This is a genomic window from Enterobacter cloacae complex sp. P18RS (genome assembly GCF_014982105.1).
Classification (GTDB): Bacteria; Pseudomonadota; Gammaproteobacteria; order Enterobacterales; family Enterobacteriaceae; genus Enterobacter; species Enterobacter hormaechei_C.
In genome coordinates this window covers 58,082-74,746 of sequence record NZ_JADCKV010000027.1, presented here as the reverse complement: position 1 = coordinate 74,746, position 16,665 = coordinate 58,082, and the positions used below count along the sequence as shown (strand labels likewise).

Sequence of the window (16,665 nt, the reverse complement as noted above, 5' to 3'; positions counted from 1 at the left end):
AGTTCTTCTGAAGTGACAAGCACTAAATACAAAAAACTTTCCGTTCGCTCACTTTTCAAACTCAACGCTTATTTATCCCGCGCATCGTCCGTTAAACGCGCAATTTCACGGGCAAAACTGGCGACCTGGGCCCAGTCGGTATAAACCACTTCTTTACGCGTATCCGTTTCCCCGCCCGTCATTTTCATGATCAGGCGGATCATAAAGCGGTCATACCAGCGGTAACGCGGGTAACGCAGCGCGCCAGCAAAGACAGAACAGATATCGGGCTGCCATGGCGAACTTAGCAAAAACTTGCGCGTATAGCTGTTGGTCTGCGGCGTACGCTTCTCCGCTTTACGGGCAACCAGGTTGACCGAGTAAAACGCGCCAGGCAGTTGAGCGAGCTCCGCCGTATGCTTTTTCACAAAGCGATCCAGCGCCGGATGGAAATGGCCGTAACGAATTGAAGCGCCAATGACCACGCGGTCGTAATCCTGCCAGGCAATCTGCTCTGTGCGATTCAGGTTCACCACATCAGAATAAATGCCCAGCTCTTTGAGTTCAGAAGCCAGATATGAAGCAATCTCACGCGTTTGTCCGTCACGCGTTGAGAAAAGAATTAACGTTTTCACCAATGTCTCCTTACTCACGCCAGAATGTTGGGGTAAACAGCACCAGCAGCGTAAAGACCTCAAGACGCCCAAACAGCATATTGGCGATTAAGATCCACTTCGCCACCGGGTTCATACTGGCGAAGTTATCCGCCACGACGCCCAGCCCCGGCCCCAGGTTGTTTAACGTTGCCACCACAGAGGCGAAGGCAGAGAAATCATCCACGCCCGTGGCGATAATCGCCAGCATACTGACAATAAAGACCAGTGCATAAGCGGAGAAGAATCCCCACACCGCTTCGAGGATGCGCTCCGGCAGCGCGCGGTTCCCCAGCTTAATACTGTAAACCGCATTCGGGTGGACCAGACGTTTCAGCTCACGGTTCCCCTGCTTGAACAGCAGCAGGATGCGGATCACCTTCAGACCGCCGCCCGTTGACCCGGCGCAACCGCCGATAAACGCAGAGCACAACAGCAGCACCGGCAGGAACAGTGGCCAACGCGCAATACTGTCCGTGGTGAAACCAGCGGTTGTCGCCATCGATACCACCTGGAAGAAGGCCTGGTTCAGGGTCGTGACCGCCGAGTTATAAACATCGTGGAACCACAGTACCAGGGTACAGATAACCACCAGGGTCAGCTGGACGCCAATAAACATCCGGAATTCCGGGTCGCGCCAGTACACCTTCAGGCTCCTTCCGCTAAGCAACGAGAAGTGTAGACCGTAGTTACAGCCTGAGATCAGCAAAAAGATGGCAATGATGGTATTGATTGTCGGGCTGTCGAAGTAGCCGACGCTGGCATCGTGGGTGGAGAACCCACCGATAGCAATAGTCGCAAAGCTGTGTCCGATGGCATCAAACGCAGGCATCCCGGCAAACCACAGCGCCAGCGCGCAGGCCACCGTCAGCAGGACATAGATAAGCCACAGGGTTTTCGCCGTCTCCGCAATACGTGGGCGCATCTTGTTATCTTTCAGCGGGCCGGGCATCTCTGCCCGGTAGAGCTGCATCCCCCCGACGCCCAGAATGGGCAGGATAGCCACCGCCAGGACGATGATCCCCATACCGCCGAACCACTGGAGCATCTGCCGGTAAAAGAGAATCGCATGCGGGAGCGAATCCAGCCCCACCAGCGTGGTAGCCCCGGTGGTCGTTAATCCGGAGAACGATTCAAAAAACGCATCCGTGACGGTGAGATTCGGTTGTTCGGAGAAGATAAACGGCAGCGCACCCACGCTTCCCAGTACCGTCCAGAACAGGACCACAATCAGAAACCCCTCCCGGGATTTCAGTTCACCTTTCTCACGGCGGTTTGGCCACCACAGCAGGGAGCCAATCGTCAGCGCGACAAAAAAGGTTTGCGTAAATGCACGCCCCGCGCCGTCCCGGTAGATGAGCGCCACCAGTCCGGGAATGATCATTGTCCCGGAGAAAAGTATGACCAGCAATCCAACGATTCGGGTAATGGCACGAAAATGCATCTCTGCCGCTTCCTTAGGTATTCAAAATTGTGAGGTGGGGATTATTCTTCAATCGGCAGTAATTGCAATGAACCGCGACTAAAATCAGCGAGTTTTGCTGAAAAAGCAGCCAGTTCCGCCTGAGGAAGCGCCACGCGTAATTGCACCATTGCCTGATAATCACTGTGTGCGATGACACCGTTAAACTGTTTAAGCAGTGCTTCGATACCCGATAGCTGGGCGTAATCGCATAACAAAGTATATTCCGTAAGTGGCGTTTTGCGGGTTGTTATCAGCAGATTAAGCGCTTGCTGGACACCACCTCCGTAGGCTTTAACCAGCCCTCCGGTGCCTAACAAAATGCCCCCGTAGTAGCGGACAACAACGGCGGTGATTTCACCCACGCCGCTGCCCATTAACTGGGATAGCATCGGTTTTCCGGCCGTACCCGCCGGTTCACCGTCGTCAGAAAACCCGAGCTGCTGTGAGTCGTCTGGCGGTCCTGCGACCCACGCCACACAGTGATGGCGGGCATCGGGGTGCTGCGCGCGGACGGCCTCGACGAACGCCTTCGCCGCCTCCACGCCGTCGGTATGCGCCAGCAGCGTGATAAAGCGGCTTTTCTTGATTTCCTCAACAAAGGTGACCGGCTCGGCCGGTATCAGCCAGCTTTCCATCAGGCCAGCTTCAGATCTCGCGTCATGTTCTCAATGCTGTTCTCGTGAATAACCACGTTATCCTCGATACGAATGCCGCCATACGGCTTCAGCGCTTCAATTTTCTCCCAGTTGAAGTGCTTGCTGAATTGCCCTTCGCGCCACGGCGCCAGCAGGGATTCAATAAAGTAGATGCCCGGCTCGATGGTCAATACCATACGCGGCGCCAGAACGCGGGTGCAGCGCAGATAAGGATATTTAGACGGTGCCGCCAGGTGCGTACCGGTATCATCCTGCATAAAGCCCGCGACGTCATGAACCTGCAAACCCAGCGGGTGGCCGATACCGTGCGGCATAAATGGCCCGGTCAGATCGTTCTCAACCATCGCCTCTTCGCTCATGTCTTTGACAATCTGATGCTTACGCAGCAGTTTAGCGATGCGCTGATGGAACTGGATGTGATAATCCACGTAGCTGGTTCCGGCCTTCATGGTGCCAATCAGCGCCAGCTGTTCGTCGTTCACGTCTTTGATCAATTGCGCAAAATCGGTGTCCGCATTCGCCGCCCAGGTACGGGTCAGGTCTGCCGCATAACCATTGTACTCAGCCCCCGCGTCCAGCAGGAAGCTGCGCATCTCAGCCGGAATCTGATGATCCAGTTTGGTGTAGTGCAGAACCGAGGCATGTTCATTCAGCGCCACGATGTTGCTGTACGGCACGTCGGTATCGCGGTGGCCGGTCGCCGTCAGGTAGGCCTGATTGATATCGAACTCGCTCATACCGGACTGGAACGCTTCATGCGCCGCACGGTGGCCATTCACCGCCGTTTTTTGCGCTTCACGCATGCAGTAAAGTTCGTAGTCGGTCTTGTAGGCGCGATAGTAGTGCAGATAATCCAGCACGCCTTTCGGGTTGAGTTTATCTGCCGGAATATCCAGACCCAGCGCACGCTCAGGAACCGGACCAATGTAGCCGATGTTGCCGCGCGCCGCTGGCAGCTGGCTGCCAATGCCGTCTGCTTTTGGCAGCGCAATCACGTCAATTTCTTCGGTCCAGAATGAGGTCGGCAGCGGCTCCACGTTGTGCCAGTAATCGACCGGCAGGTAGAACCACAGTTTCGGCTTGTTCACGCCATCCACCAGCAGCCAGCAATTTGGAACCTGCGTGACAGGCACCCAGGCTTTAAACTGCGGGTTAACCTTGAAGGGATAAGCATGGTCATCAAGAAAAGTATTCATCAGCTCGCCGGAGTGGATCAGCAGGGCATCCAGCTTGAAGCGGGCCAGTACATCGCGGGTACGTTCCTGTAGGGTAACGATATGATTTTTATAAAGCGAAGCCAGTGAGTCCATCATTCTTCCTTTCGTTTTATTGACCTCAAGTCATCGCATCTTAGCACACCTCACTGCGGCTGCGTGATTTCCACCGACCGTGATCAGCGCAGCAATTTCTTAATGACTAATTTGCATTTTATTAACATAAATTCCACACTCCGTTTCATCTGGTATGACCAGATCCAATTGCTGGATTCAGGAGACCGACATGCTCTACAAAGGCGACACCCTGTACGTAGACTGGCTGGAAGATGGCATTGCCGAACTGGTGTTCGATGCCCCCGGCTCAGTGAACAAGCTTGATACCGCGACGGTGGCCAGTCTTGGCCAGGCGCTGGATGTACTTGAAAAGCAATCAGATTTGAAAGGGCTGCTGCTGCGCTCCAACAAAGCGGCCTTTATCGTTGGCGCGGATATCACCGAATTCCTGTCGCTGTTCCTGGTGCCCGAAGAACAGCTGAGCCAGTGGCTGCACTTTGCCAACAGCGTTTTTAATCGTCTGGAAGATCTGCCTGTCCCGACCCTTTCCGCCGTTAACGGCTACGCGCTGGGCGGTGGCTGCGAGTGCGTGCTGGCGACCGACTACCGTCTGGCGACGCCGGACCTGCGCATCGGCCTGCCGGAAACCAAGCTGGGCATCATGCCGGGCTTTGGCGGTTCCGTGCGTATGCCGCGCATGCTGGGTGCCGACAGCGCGCTGGAGATCATTGCCGCGGGTAAAGATGTCGGCGCAGAACAGGCGCAGAAAATCGGCCTGGTGGACGGCGTGGTTAAGCCTGAAAAACTGATTGAGGGTGCTATCGCCATCCTCCGTCAGGCGATTAACGGCGATCTCGACTGGAAAGCCAAACGTCAGCCAAAGCTGGAGCCATTAAAGCTCAGCAAAATTGAAGCCACCATGAGCTTCACCATCGCCAAAGGCATGGTGATGCAGACGGCGGGTAAACACTACCCGGCGCCGATCACGGCGGTGAAAACCATTGAAGCGGCAGCCCGTCTGGGCCGTGATGACGCTCTGAAGCTTGAAAACCAGAGCTTTGTCCCGCTGGCGCACACCAACGAAGCCCGCGCGCTGGTTGGTATCTTCCTTAACGATCAGTTCGTGAAAGGCAAAGCCAAACAACTCACCAAAAACGTTGAAACGCCAAAACACGCGGCGGTACTCGGCGCGGGCATTATGGGGGGCGGCATCGCCTACCAGTCTGCCTGGAAAGGCGTGCCGGTGGTGATGAAGGACATCAACGAGAAATCCCTGACGCTGGGCATGACCGAAGCGGCCAAGCTGCTGAATAAACAGCTTGAGCGCGGCAAAATTGATGGTCTGAAGCTTGCAGGCGTGATCTCCACCATCCAGCCAGTGCTGGAATACAGCGGTTTCGACCGTGTGGACGTGGTGGTTGAAGCGGTCGTCGAGAACCCGAAAGTGAAAAAAGCGGTGCTGGCCGAAACCGAAGACAAGGTGCGTCCGGAAACCGTGCTGGCCTCTAACACCTCCACCATTCCTATCAGCGAACTGGCGAGCGTGCTGAAGCGTCCGGAAAACTTCTGCGGGATGCACTTCTTTAACCCGGTGCACCGCATGCCGCTGGTCGAAGTGATCCGAGGGGAAAAAACCTCCGACGAAACCATCGCCAAAGTGGTGGCGTGGGCGAGCAAGATGGGCAAAACGCCGATCGTGGTTAACGACTGCCCGGGCTTCTTCGTTAACCGCGTGCTGTTCCCGTACTTCGCCGGTTTCAGCCAGCTGCTGCGCGACGGCGCAGACTTCCGCAAAATCGACAAAGTGATGGAAAAACAGTTCGGCTGGCCGATGGGCCCGGCGTATCTGCTGGACGTTGTCGGCATCGACACTGCCCATCACGCGCAGGCGGTGATGGCGGCGGGCTTCCCGCAGCGCATGCAGAAAGATTATCGCGACGCCATTGATGCCCTGTTCGACGCCAACCGCTTCGGGCAGAAAAACGGTCTGGGCTTCTGGCGCTATAAAGAAGACAGCAAAGGCAAACCGAAGAAAGAAGAAGATCCGGCGGTGGATGGCCTGCTGGCCGACGTCAGTCAGCCAAAACGCGACTTCACCGACGATGAGATCATCGCACGGATGATGATCCCAATGGTCAACGAAGTGGTGCGCTGCCTCGAAGAAGGCATTATCGCCAGCCCGGCAGAAGCGGATATGGCGCTGGTGTACGGCCTCGGCTTCCCTCCGTTCCACGGAGGCGCGTTCCGCTGGCTGGATACGCTCGGCAGCGCCCGCTATCTCGATATGGCTCAGCAGTACCAGCACCTCGGCCCGCTTTATGAGGTGCCGGAAGGGCTGCGTAACAAAGCGCGCCATAACGAACCCTACTACCCAGCAGTTGAGCCAGCCCGTCCGGTTGGCGAACTGAAAACGGCTTAAGGAGTCACAATGGAAAAGGTTGTCATTGTTGATGCGATTCGCACCCCGATGGGCCGTTCAAAAGGCGGTGCGTTCCGTAACGTGCGCGCGGAAGATCTCTCCGCGCACCTGATGCGTAGCCTGCTGGCGCGTAACCCGGCGCTGGACCCAGCAGCGCTGGACGATATTTACTGGGGCTGCGTGCAGCAGACGCTGGAGCAGGGCTTTAACATCGCCCGTAACGCGTCCCTGCTGGCGGAGATCCCGCATTCGGTTCCGGCCGTCACCGTCAACCGTCTTTGCGGTTCGTCGATGCAGGCGCTGCACGACGCGGCACGGATGATCATGACCGGCGATGCGCAGGCCTGTCTGGTGGGCGGCGTGGAGCACATGGGCCACGTGCCGATGAGCCACGGGGTCGATTTCCATCCAGGCATGAGCCGCAACGTGGCGAAAGCCGCCGGTATGATGGGCCTGACCGCCGAGATGCTCTCCCGTCTGCACGGCATCAGCCGTGAGATGCAGGATGCGTTTGCCGCGCGCTCGCATGCCCGCGCCTGGGCCGCCACGCAGTCTGGTGCCTTTAAGAATGAGATCATCCCAACCGGCGGTCACGACGCAGACGGCGTACTGAAGCAGTTCAGCTACGACGAAGTTATCCGCCCGGAAACCACGGTCGAAGCGCTTTCTACCCTGCGTCCGGCGTTTGATCCGGTCACCGGTACGGTAACGGCGGGCACCTCGTCTGCCCTGTCCGACGGTGCCGCCGCGATGCTGGTGATGAGCGAGAGCCGCGCCCGCGAATTAGGCCTGACGCCACGCGCCCGCGTGCGTTCGATGGCAGTCGTGGGCTGCGATCCTTCCATCATGGGTTACGGTCCGGTTCCGGCGTCAAAACTGGCGCTGAAAAAAGCGGGGCTGAGCGCAAGTGATATCGACCTCTTTGAGATGAACGAAGCGTTCGCCGCGCAGATCCTGCCGTGCATTAAAGATCTGGGGCTGATAGATCAGATCGACGAGAAGATTAACCTCAACGGCGGCGCGATAGCCCTCGGTCACCCGCTGGGCTGCTCCGGGGCGCGTATCAGTACCACGCTGATTAACCTGATGGAACGCAAAGATGCCCAGTTCGGACTGGCAACGATGTGTATTGGGTTGGGTCAGGGTATCGCGACGGTGTTTGAGAGGGTGTAAATAAGGAAAAGTATCTCAAAGTAACGTAGGCCCGATAAGCATCGCGCCATCGGGCTTTTGCCGGGAGGCGCTACGCTTTCCCGGCCTACGAAGAGAAAAAGTTTAGTTGCCGTTCTTCCCGCCTGTCAGGGGCGGGTTTTTTACGTTATTGCAGCAGCGAAATATCCGCCACGCGCAGGAACAGCTCACGCAGTTTCTCAAGCATCGAGAGACGGTTAATCCGCAGCTCTTTATCTTCAACGTTCACCATCACCTTCTCGAAGAAGGCGTCGATGACGTCACGCAGCTCCGCCAGCTCCACCAGTGCTTCCTGGTAGCGACCTTCCGCGAAATACGGCTCCAGCTTGTCGCGCAGCACCACAACCTGCATCGCCAGAGAAATCTCTTCCGGCTCTTTCAGGGTTGCAGCGTTGACGCGCTCGTTCAGCGTTTCGTCGGATTTCGCGAGGATGTTGGATACACGCTTGTTGGCCGCGGCCAGCGCAGACGCCGCTTCCAGCGTACGGAAGTGGGATACCGCTTTCATACGCGCATCGAAATCTGCCGGACGGGTCGGACGACGCGCCAGCACCGCCTGAATGGTATCAACGGAGTAACCTTCGTCCTGATACCACGCGCGGAAACGACCGAGCATAAAGTCGATAACATCATCCACAACCTTCGCGTTGGTCAGCTTATCGCCGTACAGACGTACCGCTTCTTCGGTCAGCGTTTGCAGATCGAGGTTGAGGTTCTTCTCTACGATGATTCGCAGCACGCCCAGCGCAGCACGACGCAGCGCAAACGGGTCTTTATCGCCTTTCGGATGCTGACCGATACCGAAGATACCCGCCAGGGTGTCCATCTTATCGGCAATCGCCACGGCGCAGGCAACCGGGTTAGACGGCAGATCGTCACCGGCAAAGCGCGGCTGATACTGCTCGTTCAGGGCTACCGCCACGTCTTCCGCTTCGCCATCGTGACGCGCGTAGTGCATACCCATCACGCCCTGAGTGTCGGTAAATTCGAACACCATGTTGGTCATCAGGTCGCACTTGGAGAGCAGGCCCGCACGGGTAGCGTGGTTAACGTCGGCGCCAATTTCACGGGCAATCCAGCCGGACAGCTCCGCGATACGGTCGGTCTTGTCGCGTAGCGTACCCAGCTGCTGCTGGAACAGTACGGTTTGCAGACGCGGCAGGTTGTCTTCCAGACGTTTTTTACGGTCGGTATTGAAGAAGAACTCGGCATCCGCCAGACGCGGACGCACCACTTTCTCGTTACCGGAAATAATCTGGCTCGGATCTTTCGATTCGATGTTCGCCACGAAGATGAAGTTTGGCAGCAGCTTGCCGTCGTTGGCGTAAACCGGGAAGTACTTCTGGTCACCCTTCATGGTGTAAACCAGCGCTTCTGCCGGAACGGCCAGGAATTTCTCTTCGAATTTCGCGGTCAGTACAACTGGCCATTCGACCAGCGAGGTCACCTCTTCCAGCAGGCTGTCGCTCAGATCGGCATTACCGCCAATTTTGCGCGCCGCGTCTTCTGCGTCCGCTTTGATTTTGGCTTTACGCTGTTCGTAGTCAGCAATGACCTTGCCGCGCTCCAGCAGGATCTGCGGGTACTGGTCAGCATTGTCGATAGTGAACTCCGGCTCGCCCATAAAGCGATGGCCGCGGATCACGCGATCGGACGCCACGCCCAGAATGGTCGCCGGGATAACGGTATCGCCCAGCAGCAGGGTCACGGTGTGAACCGGACGCACAAAGTGTACGTCGGACGCGCCCCAGCGCATCAGCTTAGGAATCGGCAATTTTGCCAGCGAGGTCGCGATCATGTCAGGCAGCAGCGCTTCGGCGCTTTCGCCTTTCACATGGGCACGGTATAGCAGCCATTCACCTTTGTCGGTGGTCAGACGCTCAGCCTGATCAACGGTGATGCCGCAGCCGCGCGCCCAGCCTTCTGCCGCTTTGCTCGGCTTGCCTTCCACGTCGAACGCCTGAGCAATGGCCGGGCCACGTTTTTCAACTTCGCGATCCGGCTGGGACGCTGCCAGGTTTGCCACTTTCAGCGCCAGACGACGCGGCGCAGCAAACCACTCAATTTTACCGTGCGCCAGGCCAGCGTTATCCAGCTCAGCAGTGACGTTCGCAGCGAAAGATTCAGCCAGGCTGCGCAGGGCTTTTGGTGGCAGCTCTTCAGTGCCGATTTCCACCAGGAAAGTTTTCTCAGACATGGCCGCCTCTTATTTGTTTCGGTTGCACATCGGGAAGCCAAGGGCTTCACGGGACGCGTAGTAAGCTTCTGCAACGGCTTTGGTCAGGGTACGAATACGCAGAATGTAGCGCTGACGTTCAGTCACGGAGATCGCTTTGCGGGCATCCAGCAGGTTGAAGCTGTGGGCAGCCTTCAGAATACGCTCGTAGGCAGGCAGCGGCAGCGGAGTCTCCAGCGCCAGCAGCTGCTGGGCTTCTTTCTCATACTGCTCGAAGCAGGTGAACAGGAAGTCCACGTCCGCGTATTCGAAGTTATAGGTGGATTGCTCCACTTCGTTCTGATGGAACACGTCGCCGTAGGTGGTTTTACCCAGCGGGCCGTCGCTCCAGACCAGGTCGTAAACGCTGTCTACGCCCTGAATGTACATGGCCAGACGTTCCAGACCATAGGTGATTTCGCCGGTAATCGGTTTACATTCCAGACCGCCAACCTGCTGGAAGTAGGTGAACTGGGTCACTTCCATCCCGTTCAGCCACACTTCCCAACCCAGACCCCAGGCACCCAGCGTTGGGTTTTCCCAGTTATCTTCCACGAAACGAATGTCGTGAATGGTTGGATCCATACCCAGCTCTTTCAGTGACCCGAGGTACAGTTCCTGAATGTTGTCGGGTGATGGCTTAATCACCACCTGGAACTGATAGTAGTGCTGCAAACGGTTCGGGTTTTCGCCGTAACGGCCATCGGTCGGACGACGGGATGGCTGCACATAGGCGGTCGCCATTGGCTCTGGCCCTAACGCGCGCAGGCTGGTCATCGGGTGTGAGGTGCCTGCGCCAACTTCCATGTCCAAAGGTTGAACAATGGTGCAGCCCTGACGAGCCCAGTAATCCTGTAAGGTCAGGATCAGGCCCTGGAAGGTCTTGGTATCAAACTTTTGCATAGTATTTCGTGCTGGATACGTGTGGTTTTAAATGGAAGGGATCAGTATACCCGCTGGCTGCAAGATATACAGTACGAAACGGGGTTGTTTAGGGAAAATTGGGGAATAAGCCCTACAGCCAGAACCTGCGAAGGCTCTGGTTGCTGCTTATACGAGCAATTTAACGCATTGAGAGATGTAAAAACTGGCCGTCTGCATCAAAAGAGCAGACAAAGCCCTCTTTACGCGCCGTATAGCCTTTCAGTTCATAGCTGCCCTGAAAGCGCTCGAAGCCGTTTATATGAATTTTCTGTGCTTCGGAATTATAGCGGTGAGCCGCCTGATCCCTGCACAGCTGTTCCATATTCAGAGAACGCTCCGGGCTCATTTTCCCCTGCTGCGCTTTTTGGACAGGTATCTCCTCAGAAGCACTGCATCCTGTTAATAAGAGCAGCAGAAAGAGTGACACCCCACGCTTCATCATCATTTTTATTACCGCCCTGGTCAGTGGCTGTTATTTTTAGTAGCAACACGTTTATAGATTAAAGTCCGTCATTCTGCGAATCTCGCCAGCTCCCTACAAGTTAGCCTGGCTAAACTCAGAATTTTCCAAGGGAAAAGTTTTACACAATCGCAGTCACACTTTTTTTATCAGGAATACAGAGGAACTGATGCAGTCAAAAATTAACTGGATTGATAACCTGCGGGGAATAGCCTGTCTGATGGTGGTGATGATCCACACAACGACCTGGTATGTCACGAACGCGCACAGTATCAGCCCTGTTAACTGGGATGTCGCCAATATTCTGAACTCGGCCTCCCGCGTGAGCGTCCCGCTGTTCTTTATGATTTCCGGTTTTCTCTTTTTTGGCGAGCGTAGCGCGCAGCCAAGACATTTCATCCGTATTGTCTCCTGTCTGCTGTTTTACAGCGCCATTTCGCTGCTCTATATCATCCTGTTCACTTCAATTAACGCTGAACGTTCCCTGCTCAATTTGTTGCAAAAACCGGTGTTCTATCATCTGTGGTTTTTCTTCGCGATAATCGTTATCTATCTGGTGTCACCGTTAATTCAGGTAAAAAACGTCAGCGGTAAAATGCTGCTGGCCTTGATGGTAATAATCGGGATCGTGGCCAACCCGAATACCGTTTCACAGAAAATTGATGGCTTTGAATGGCTGCCCGTTAACCTTTATATCACCGGAGATACGTTTTATTACGTGCTGTACGGCATGCTGGGGCGCGCCATTGGCATGATGGAGACGCAAAAGCGAGGAATAAACTGGCTATGCGCGGCCGCGTTTCTCGTCGGTGTGTTTATTATCTCTCGCGGGACGCTGCATGAGCTGCAATGGCGCGGCAACTTTGCCGATACCTGGTATCTCTACTGCGGGCCGATGGTCTTTATCTGCGCGATCTCTCTGCTGACGCTGGTTAAAAACACCCTGAATGCCCGCCCGCTTCCGGTGCTGGGGTTTATCTCTCGCCACTCGCTGGGCATTTACGGTTTTCACGCGCTGGTGATCCACGCCCTGCGCACCCGCGGCGTTGAGCTTAAAAGCTGGCCGGTGCTGGATATTGTCTGGATATTTACCGTTACGCTGGTTGTCAGCCTGCTGCTGTCAATGTTGCTGCAAAGAATCGATACGCGCAGGTTTGTAAGCTAACCCGGTTGAAGGCTGGTAGGCCGGGTAAGCGTTAGCGCCACCCGGCTCCTGTTTATGACATTAGCGGCAAAAGCTGCTGATAGATTTTGCGGAACACGTCTCGTCTTTCAGCATAGCGAGCATGATTTTTCGCATCAGGACGATGCTGCCGTTCAAGCGGCAGCTGGGGCAAAAGCTGGTGCAGTGGTTTATCCGGGTTCAGCGCAATTTGCGCCAGCCGTGCCGCACCGAGCGCCGGGCCGACATCGCCTCCCGTACGATAGTCCAGCTGCAACCCGCTGATATCGGAAAGCATTTGCCGCCAGTAGCTGCTTCGTGCACCGCCGCCAATTAACGTAATGCTGGATGGCGTTAGTCCACAGTCATGCACGACATCCATTCCGTCCGCCAGAGCATAGCCAACGCCTTCAAGCACCGCGCGCGCAAGCTCTGCCGGGCCGTGCTGATGGGTAAGACCGAAGAACACCCCTTTCGCTTCCGGGTTGTTATGCGGCGTCCGCTCGCCGGAAAGGTACGGTAAAAACCAGACCGCACCGGCATTATCATCTGCCTGCTGTGCCGCTGTGATAAGCGCCGGGACGTCCGCCATTCCGGTTAGCTTTGCCGCCCAGTCGAGGCAGGAAGCCGCGCTCAGCATCACCGACATCAAATGCCATTTACCCGGCAACGCGTGGCAGAAGCTGTGTACGGCGCTTCCAGGGTTGCTACGATACCCGTCACTGACGGCAAAATAGACGCCGGAGGTACCGAGTGAGAGCATGGCCTGCCCTGCCTCGACCATCCCCACGCCGACCGCACCCGCCGCATTATCGCCGCCGCCGGCGACGACAGGTACGGCTGGCATGTTCCAGCGTTCAGCAACAGAAGGCTGTAAAGCCCCCGTGATTTCACTGCCTTCAAACAGCGCAGGCATATGGTCGCGCGTCAGCTGGCAGGCATCCAGCATCGCCTCGCTCCAGTCCCGTTTCGCCACGTCGAGCCACATCGTGCCCGCGGCGTCAGACATGTCGCTGGCAAAATCCCCCGTCATGCGAAAACGCAGGTAGTCTTTCGGCAACAGAACCTTCGCCACCTGACGAAAAATCTCAGGCTCATGGCGCTGCACCCACAGGAGTTTTGGCGCGGTAAAACCGGGCATCATCAGGTTGCCCGTAATTTCACGGGATGCAGGCACACGCTCCTCAAGGATCGCGCACTCTTCCGCACAGCGGCCATCGTTCCAGAGAATAGCCGGGCGCAGAACGCGATGCTGACTATCCAGCAACGTTGCGCCATGCATTTGCCCGGCAATGCCCAGCGCTTTCACGTCGCGCAGGCTATGCTGCTCGCCTAAGGCTTTCATCGCACGCTCTGTCGCCTGCCACCACTGCTCCGGATCTTGTTCCGACCAAAGCGGATACGGACGTGAAACCTGCAACTTTTCAGTCTGCGTGGCTAATACATCGCCCTGCTCGCTTAACAGGATGGCTTTCACCCCCGACGTGCCAAGATCGATCCCGATATACATGTGGTGGCTCCTTTGACGAAAATGCCCGGTGGCGCTGCGCTTACCGGGCCTGGATGCTGTTATTTATCGAACAGGTAGTGATTGACCAGGTTTTCCAGCAGCTCCTGATGGCCACTCTGATGCTGCGGCGCAAGCTGATGCTGTTCAGCGTACTTCGCGATCTCCGCAAGCGATAACTGACCTTTCAAAATTTGCTGGCCCAGCTCACTGTTCCAGCCGCTGTAGCGCTTCGCCACGCGCTTATCCAGCTCACCGTCTTCAATCATACGGGCCGCCACTTTCAGCGCCAGCGCCATGGTGTCCATCGCGCCAATATGCCCGTAGAACAGATCGTATTTGTCGGTGCTCTGGCGACGCACTTTGGCGTCGAAGTTCAGGCCGCCGGTGGTGAAACCGCCCGCTTTGATGATCTCGTACATCACCAGCGCATTCTCTTCCACGCTGTTCGGGAACTGGTCGGTATCCCAGCCCAGCTGTGGATCACCACGGTTAGCATCGACAGAGCCGAAGATGCCCAGTGCAATCGCAGAGGCAATTTCGTGATGGAACGAGTGGCCCGCCAGGGTAGCGTGGTTAGCCTCAATATTGACTTTGATCTCTTTTTCCAGACCAAACTGCTTCAGGAAGCCATACACGGTGGCGACATCGTAGTCGTACTGATGTTTGGTTGGCTCCTGTGGTTTTGGCTCAATCAGCAGCGTGCCGCGGAAACCGATTTTGTGTTTGTGGTCCACAACCATCTGCATAAAGCGACCAATCTGCTCACGCTCCTGACGCAGGTCGGTATTCAGCAGCGTTTCATAGCCTTCACGACCGCCCCAGAGTACATAGTTCTCACCGCCCAGCTGATGCGTGGCGTTCATCGCGGTCACGACCTGGGTTGCCGCCCAGCTGAAGACTTCCGGGTCCGGGTTGGTTGCCGCACCCGCGCCATAGCGAGGATTGGTAAAGCAGTTAGCCGTACCCCAGAGCAGCTTCACGCCGCTTTGCTGCTGTTTTTCAGCCAGTACGTCGACCATCTGCGCGAAATTGTTCAGATACTCTTTCAGCGATGCCCCTTCCGGCGACACGTCCACATCGTGGAAACAGTAGTACGGCACGTTCAGCTTATGGAAGAACTCGAACGCGACGTCGGCTTTACGCTTCGCCAGCTCAATGGCCTCGCCCGGCTGTTGCCATGGACGGTCAAAAGAGCCCACGCCGAACATATCGGCACCGTTCCAGCAGAAGGTGTGCCAGTAGCAGGCGGCAAAGCGCAAGTGATCTTCCATGCGCTTACCCAGCACCAGCTCATCCGGGTTGTAGTGACGAAATGCTAAAGGATTGGTCGTTTTCGTGCCTTCGAAACGAACGCGATCGAGTTGGTCGAAATAAGCTTGCATATTGAGCTCCATAATCAGGGTATGCGGCGTGGTCTTGCTTCTGGAGTAATAGTGAATAGACATTGGAGGTTGCTCAATTACGTTATTTCACACTGCTATTGAGATAATGCGCAATTGTGCGCTGGCTCGCAAAATAATGCGCAGACAAACTATTTTTCGGCGCGCATTCCAGAATCAAATGTAATTAATAGGTTACGCTTTTTAAAATCCGATCGCGGTCATAAATTCAGAAATAAACCAAATATCGTAATGAGAAGATAAAAATCTGTAATTGCCAGCAGGCCTTTCCACGTTAAAAATTTGCTGCGTCTCAGCAGTGAACGTTTCTTTTATCTCAGCTACACATATCCCTACAAAAAGGCCTAATAATTATGAAGATAAAGAACCTGACCCTAACGCTCTGCACTACTCTCCTGCTTGCAAGCTTTGCCGGACACGCCAAAGAGGTCAAAATCGGCATGGCGATTGATGACTTACGCCTGGAGCGCTGGCAAAAAGATCGCGATATCTTTGTTAAAAAAGCGGAATCTCTCGGCGCGGAGGTGTTCGTTCAGTCCGCTAACGGCAACGAAGAGACGCAAATGTCGCAAATCGAGAATATGATCAACCGTGGCGTCGATGTGCTGGTCATTATCCCGTATAACGGCCAGGTATTAAGCAACGTGGTGAAAGAAGCGAAACAGGAAGGGATAAAAGTCCTGGCTTATGACCGCATGATTAATAATGCCGATATTGATTATTATATTTCGTTCGACAATGAAAAGGTGGGTGAATTACAGGCTAAAAGCCTGGTCGCAAAAGTGCCTCAAGGGAATTATTTCCTGATGGGCGGCTCGCCTGTGGATAACAACGCCAAACTGTTCCGCCAGGGACAAATGAAAGTGCTGAAGCCGTATATCGACGAGGGCAAAATTAAAGTCGTCGGCGACCAGTGGGCTGACGGTTGGTTACCGGAAAACGCGCTGAAAATTATGGAAAACGCGTTGACCGCAAATAACAACAAAATCGATGCGGTGGTGGCCTCTAACGATGCCACTGCGGGTGGCGCCATTCAGGCGCTGAGCGCGCAGGGTCTGGCCGGGAAAGTCGCTATTTCCGGCCAGGACGCCGACCTTGCGGGTGTAAAACGCATCATCGCGGGTACCCAGACCATGACGGTGTATAAGCCCATTACCGAGCTTGCCAATACGGCCGCCGAAATTGCCGTTGAGCTGGGCAATGGCCAGCAACCTAAAGCAGACGCGACGTTAAATAACGGCCTGAAAGACGTACCTGCTCGCCTGCTTACCCCTATCGAAGTCAACAAAGAGAATATTGACGCCACCGTGGTGAAAGACGGTTTCCATAAGAAGAGTGAACTGTAATCCAGCGCAGCCCC

General features: G+C 55.6%; 13 protein-coding genes. 4 read left to right on the top strand and 9 right to left on the bottom strand.

Annotated elements, in window-relative coordinates; all coding sequences use genetic code 11:
• Positions 1–68: 68 nt before the first annotated feature.
• From hemG to pepQ, 4 genes are read right to left on the bottom strand one after another with little or no spacing between them, the layout of a single operon-like run.
• On the bottom strand, positions 69–614 hold the full coding sequence (gene hemG / locus INF61_RS20035) for a menaquinone-dependent protoporphyrinogen IX dehydrogenase (RefSeq protein ID WP_017382603.1): 546 nt from the start codon (positions 612–614) through the stop codon (positions 69–71).
• 10 nt (positions 615–624) lie between these two features.
• Positions 625–2,076, bottom strand: coding sequence for a Trk system potassium transporter TrkH (gene trkH, locus INF61_RS20030; protein WP_006808591.1), 1,452 nt, complete (start codon positions 2,074–2,076; stop codon positions 625–627).
• Positions 2,077–2,117: 41 nt separating this feature from the next.
• Complete coding sequence (locus tag INF61_RS20025; RefSeq protein WP_193548046.1) at positions 2,118–2,732, bottom strand: IMPACT family protein; 615 nt, start codon at positions 2,730–2,732, stop codon at positions 2,118–2,120.
• Entirely contained in the window at positions 2,732–4,063 is a 1,332-nt protein-coding gene (gene pepQ / locus INF61_RS20020; RefSeq protein WP_193548047.1) for a Xaa-Pro dipeptidase, read from the bottom strand. Before pepQ ends, INF61_RS20025 begins: the two co-directional genes overlap by 1 nt.
• A 190-nt stretch (positions 4,064–4,253) precedes the next feature.
• Between pepQ and fadB the strand changes: the two genes are divergently transcribed.
• Together fadB and fadA are read left to right on the top strand one after the other, a co-directional pair.
• A complete protein-coding gene (gene fadB / locus INF61_RS20015) occupies positions 4,254–6,443 on the top strand; it encodes a fatty acid oxidation complex subunit alpha FadB (protein ID WP_023295588.1) in 2,190 nt (729 codons plus the stop codon).
• A gap of 9 nt (positions 6,444–6,452) precedes the next feature.
• Positions 6,453–7,616: an acetyl-CoA C-acyltransferase FadA gene (gene fadA, locus INF61_RS20010; protein WP_023295589.1), complete on the top strand. Its 1,164-nt coding sequence runs from the start codon at positions 6,453–6,455 to the stop codon at positions 7,614–7,616.
• Between the two features lie 145 nt (positions 7,617–7,761).
• Here fadA and glyS read toward each other — a convergent pair whose 3' ends face one another.
• The 3 genes from glyS to INF61_RS19995 form a co-directional block, all read right to left on the bottom strand.
• On the bottom strand, positions 7,762–9,831 hold the full coding sequence (gene glyS, locus INF61_RS20005; protein WP_032669008.1) for a glycine--tRNA ligase subunit beta: 2,070 nt from the start codon (positions 9,829–9,831) through the stop codon (positions 7,762–7,764).
• Positions 9,832–9,840: 9 nt separating this feature from the next.
• Complete coding sequence (gene glyQ / locus INF61_RS20000; protein WP_003860141.1) at positions 9,841–10,752, bottom strand: glycine--tRNA ligase subunit alpha; 912 nt, start codon at positions 10,750–10,752, stop codon at positions 9,841–9,843.
• Between the two features lie 160 nt (positions 10,753–10,912).
• Complete coding sequence (locus INF61_RS19995; protein ID WP_017693801.1) at positions 10,913–11,218, bottom strand: YsaB family lipoprotein; 306 nt, start codon at positions 11,216–11,218, stop codon at positions 10,913–10,915.
• 184 nt (positions 11,219–11,402) lie between these two features.
• On the opposite strand from INF61_RS19995, the gene INF61_RS19990 reads away from it, so the two are divergent.
• On the top strand, positions 11,403–12,398 hold the full coding sequence (locus INF61_RS19990) for an acyltransferase (RefSeq protein WP_023304607.1): 996 nt from the start codon (positions 11,403–11,405) through the stop codon (positions 12,396–12,398).
• A gap of 52 nt (positions 12,399–12,450) precedes the next feature.
• Here the strand turns inward: INF61_RS19990 and xylB are convergent, their stop codons facing one another.
• Entirely contained in the window at positions 12,451–13,905 is a 1,455-nt protein-coding gene (gene xylB, locus INF61_RS19985; protein ID WP_032669007.1) for a xylulokinase, read from the bottom strand.
• A gap of 59 nt (positions 13,906–13,964) precedes the next feature.
• The gene (gene xylA / locus INF61_RS19980; protein ID WP_026080557.1) at positions 13,965–15,287 is read right to left on the bottom strand and encodes a xylose isomerase; all 1,323 of its coding nucleotides are present in this window, start codon (positions 15,285–15,287) and stop codon (positions 13,965–13,967) included.
• Positions 15,288–15,658: 371 nt separating this feature from the next.
• Here xylA and xylF point away from each other — a divergent pair, with 371 nt between their 5' ends.
• Positions 15,659–16,651: a D-xylose ABC transporter substrate-binding protein gene (gene xylF, locus INF61_RS19975; protein WP_006808602.1), complete on the top strand. Its 993-nt coding sequence runs from the start codon at positions 15,659–15,661 to the stop codon at positions 16,649–16,651.
• Positions 16,652–16,665 lie beyond the last annotated feature (14 nt).

Coding starts and splice junctions, on each gene's coding strand:
- trkH (WP_006808591.1), bottom strand. CDS start 2,076: ATGCATTTTCGTGCCATTACCCGAATCGTTGGATTGCTGGTCATACTT.
- INF61_RS20025 (WP_193548046.1), bottom strand. CDS start 2,732: ATGGAAAGCTGGCTGATACCGGCCGAGCCGGTCACCTTTGTTGAGGAA.
- pepQ (WP_193548047.1), bottom strand. CDS start 4,063: ATGGACTCACTGGCTTCGCTTTATAAAAATCATATCGTTACCCTACAG.
- fadB (WP_023295588.1), top strand. CDS start 4,254: ATGCTCTACAAAGGCGACACCCTGTACGTAGACTGGCTGGAAGATGGC.
- fadA (WP_023295589.1), top strand. CDS start 6,453: ATGGAAAAGGTTGTCATTGTTGATGCGATTCGCACCCCGATGGGCCGT.
- glyS (WP_032669008.1), bottom strand. CDS start 9,831: ATGTCTGAGAAAACTTTCCTGGTGGAAATCGGCACTGAAGAGCTGCCA.
- glyQ (WP_003860141.1), bottom strand. CDS start 10,752: ATGCAAAAGTTTGATACCAAGACCTTCCAGGGCCTGATCCTGACCTTA.
- INF61_RS19995 (WP_017693801.1), bottom strand. CDS start 11,218: ATGATGATGAAGCGTGGGGTGTCACTCTTTCTGCTGCTCTTATTAACA.
- INF61_RS19990 (WP_023304607.1), top strand. CDS start 11,403: ATGCAGTCAAAAATTAACTGGATTGATAACCTGCGGGGAATAGCCTGT.
- xylB (WP_032669007.1), bottom strand. CDS start 13,905: ATGTATATCGGGATCGATCTTGGCACGTCGGGGGTGAAAGCCATCCTG.
- xylA (WP_026080557.1), bottom strand. CDS start 15,287: ATGCAAGCTTATTTCGACCAACTCGATCGCGTTCGTTTCGAAGGCACG.
- xylF (WP_006808602.1), top strand. CDS start 15,659: ATGAAGATAAAGAACCTGACCCTAACGCTCTGCACTACTCTCCTGCTT.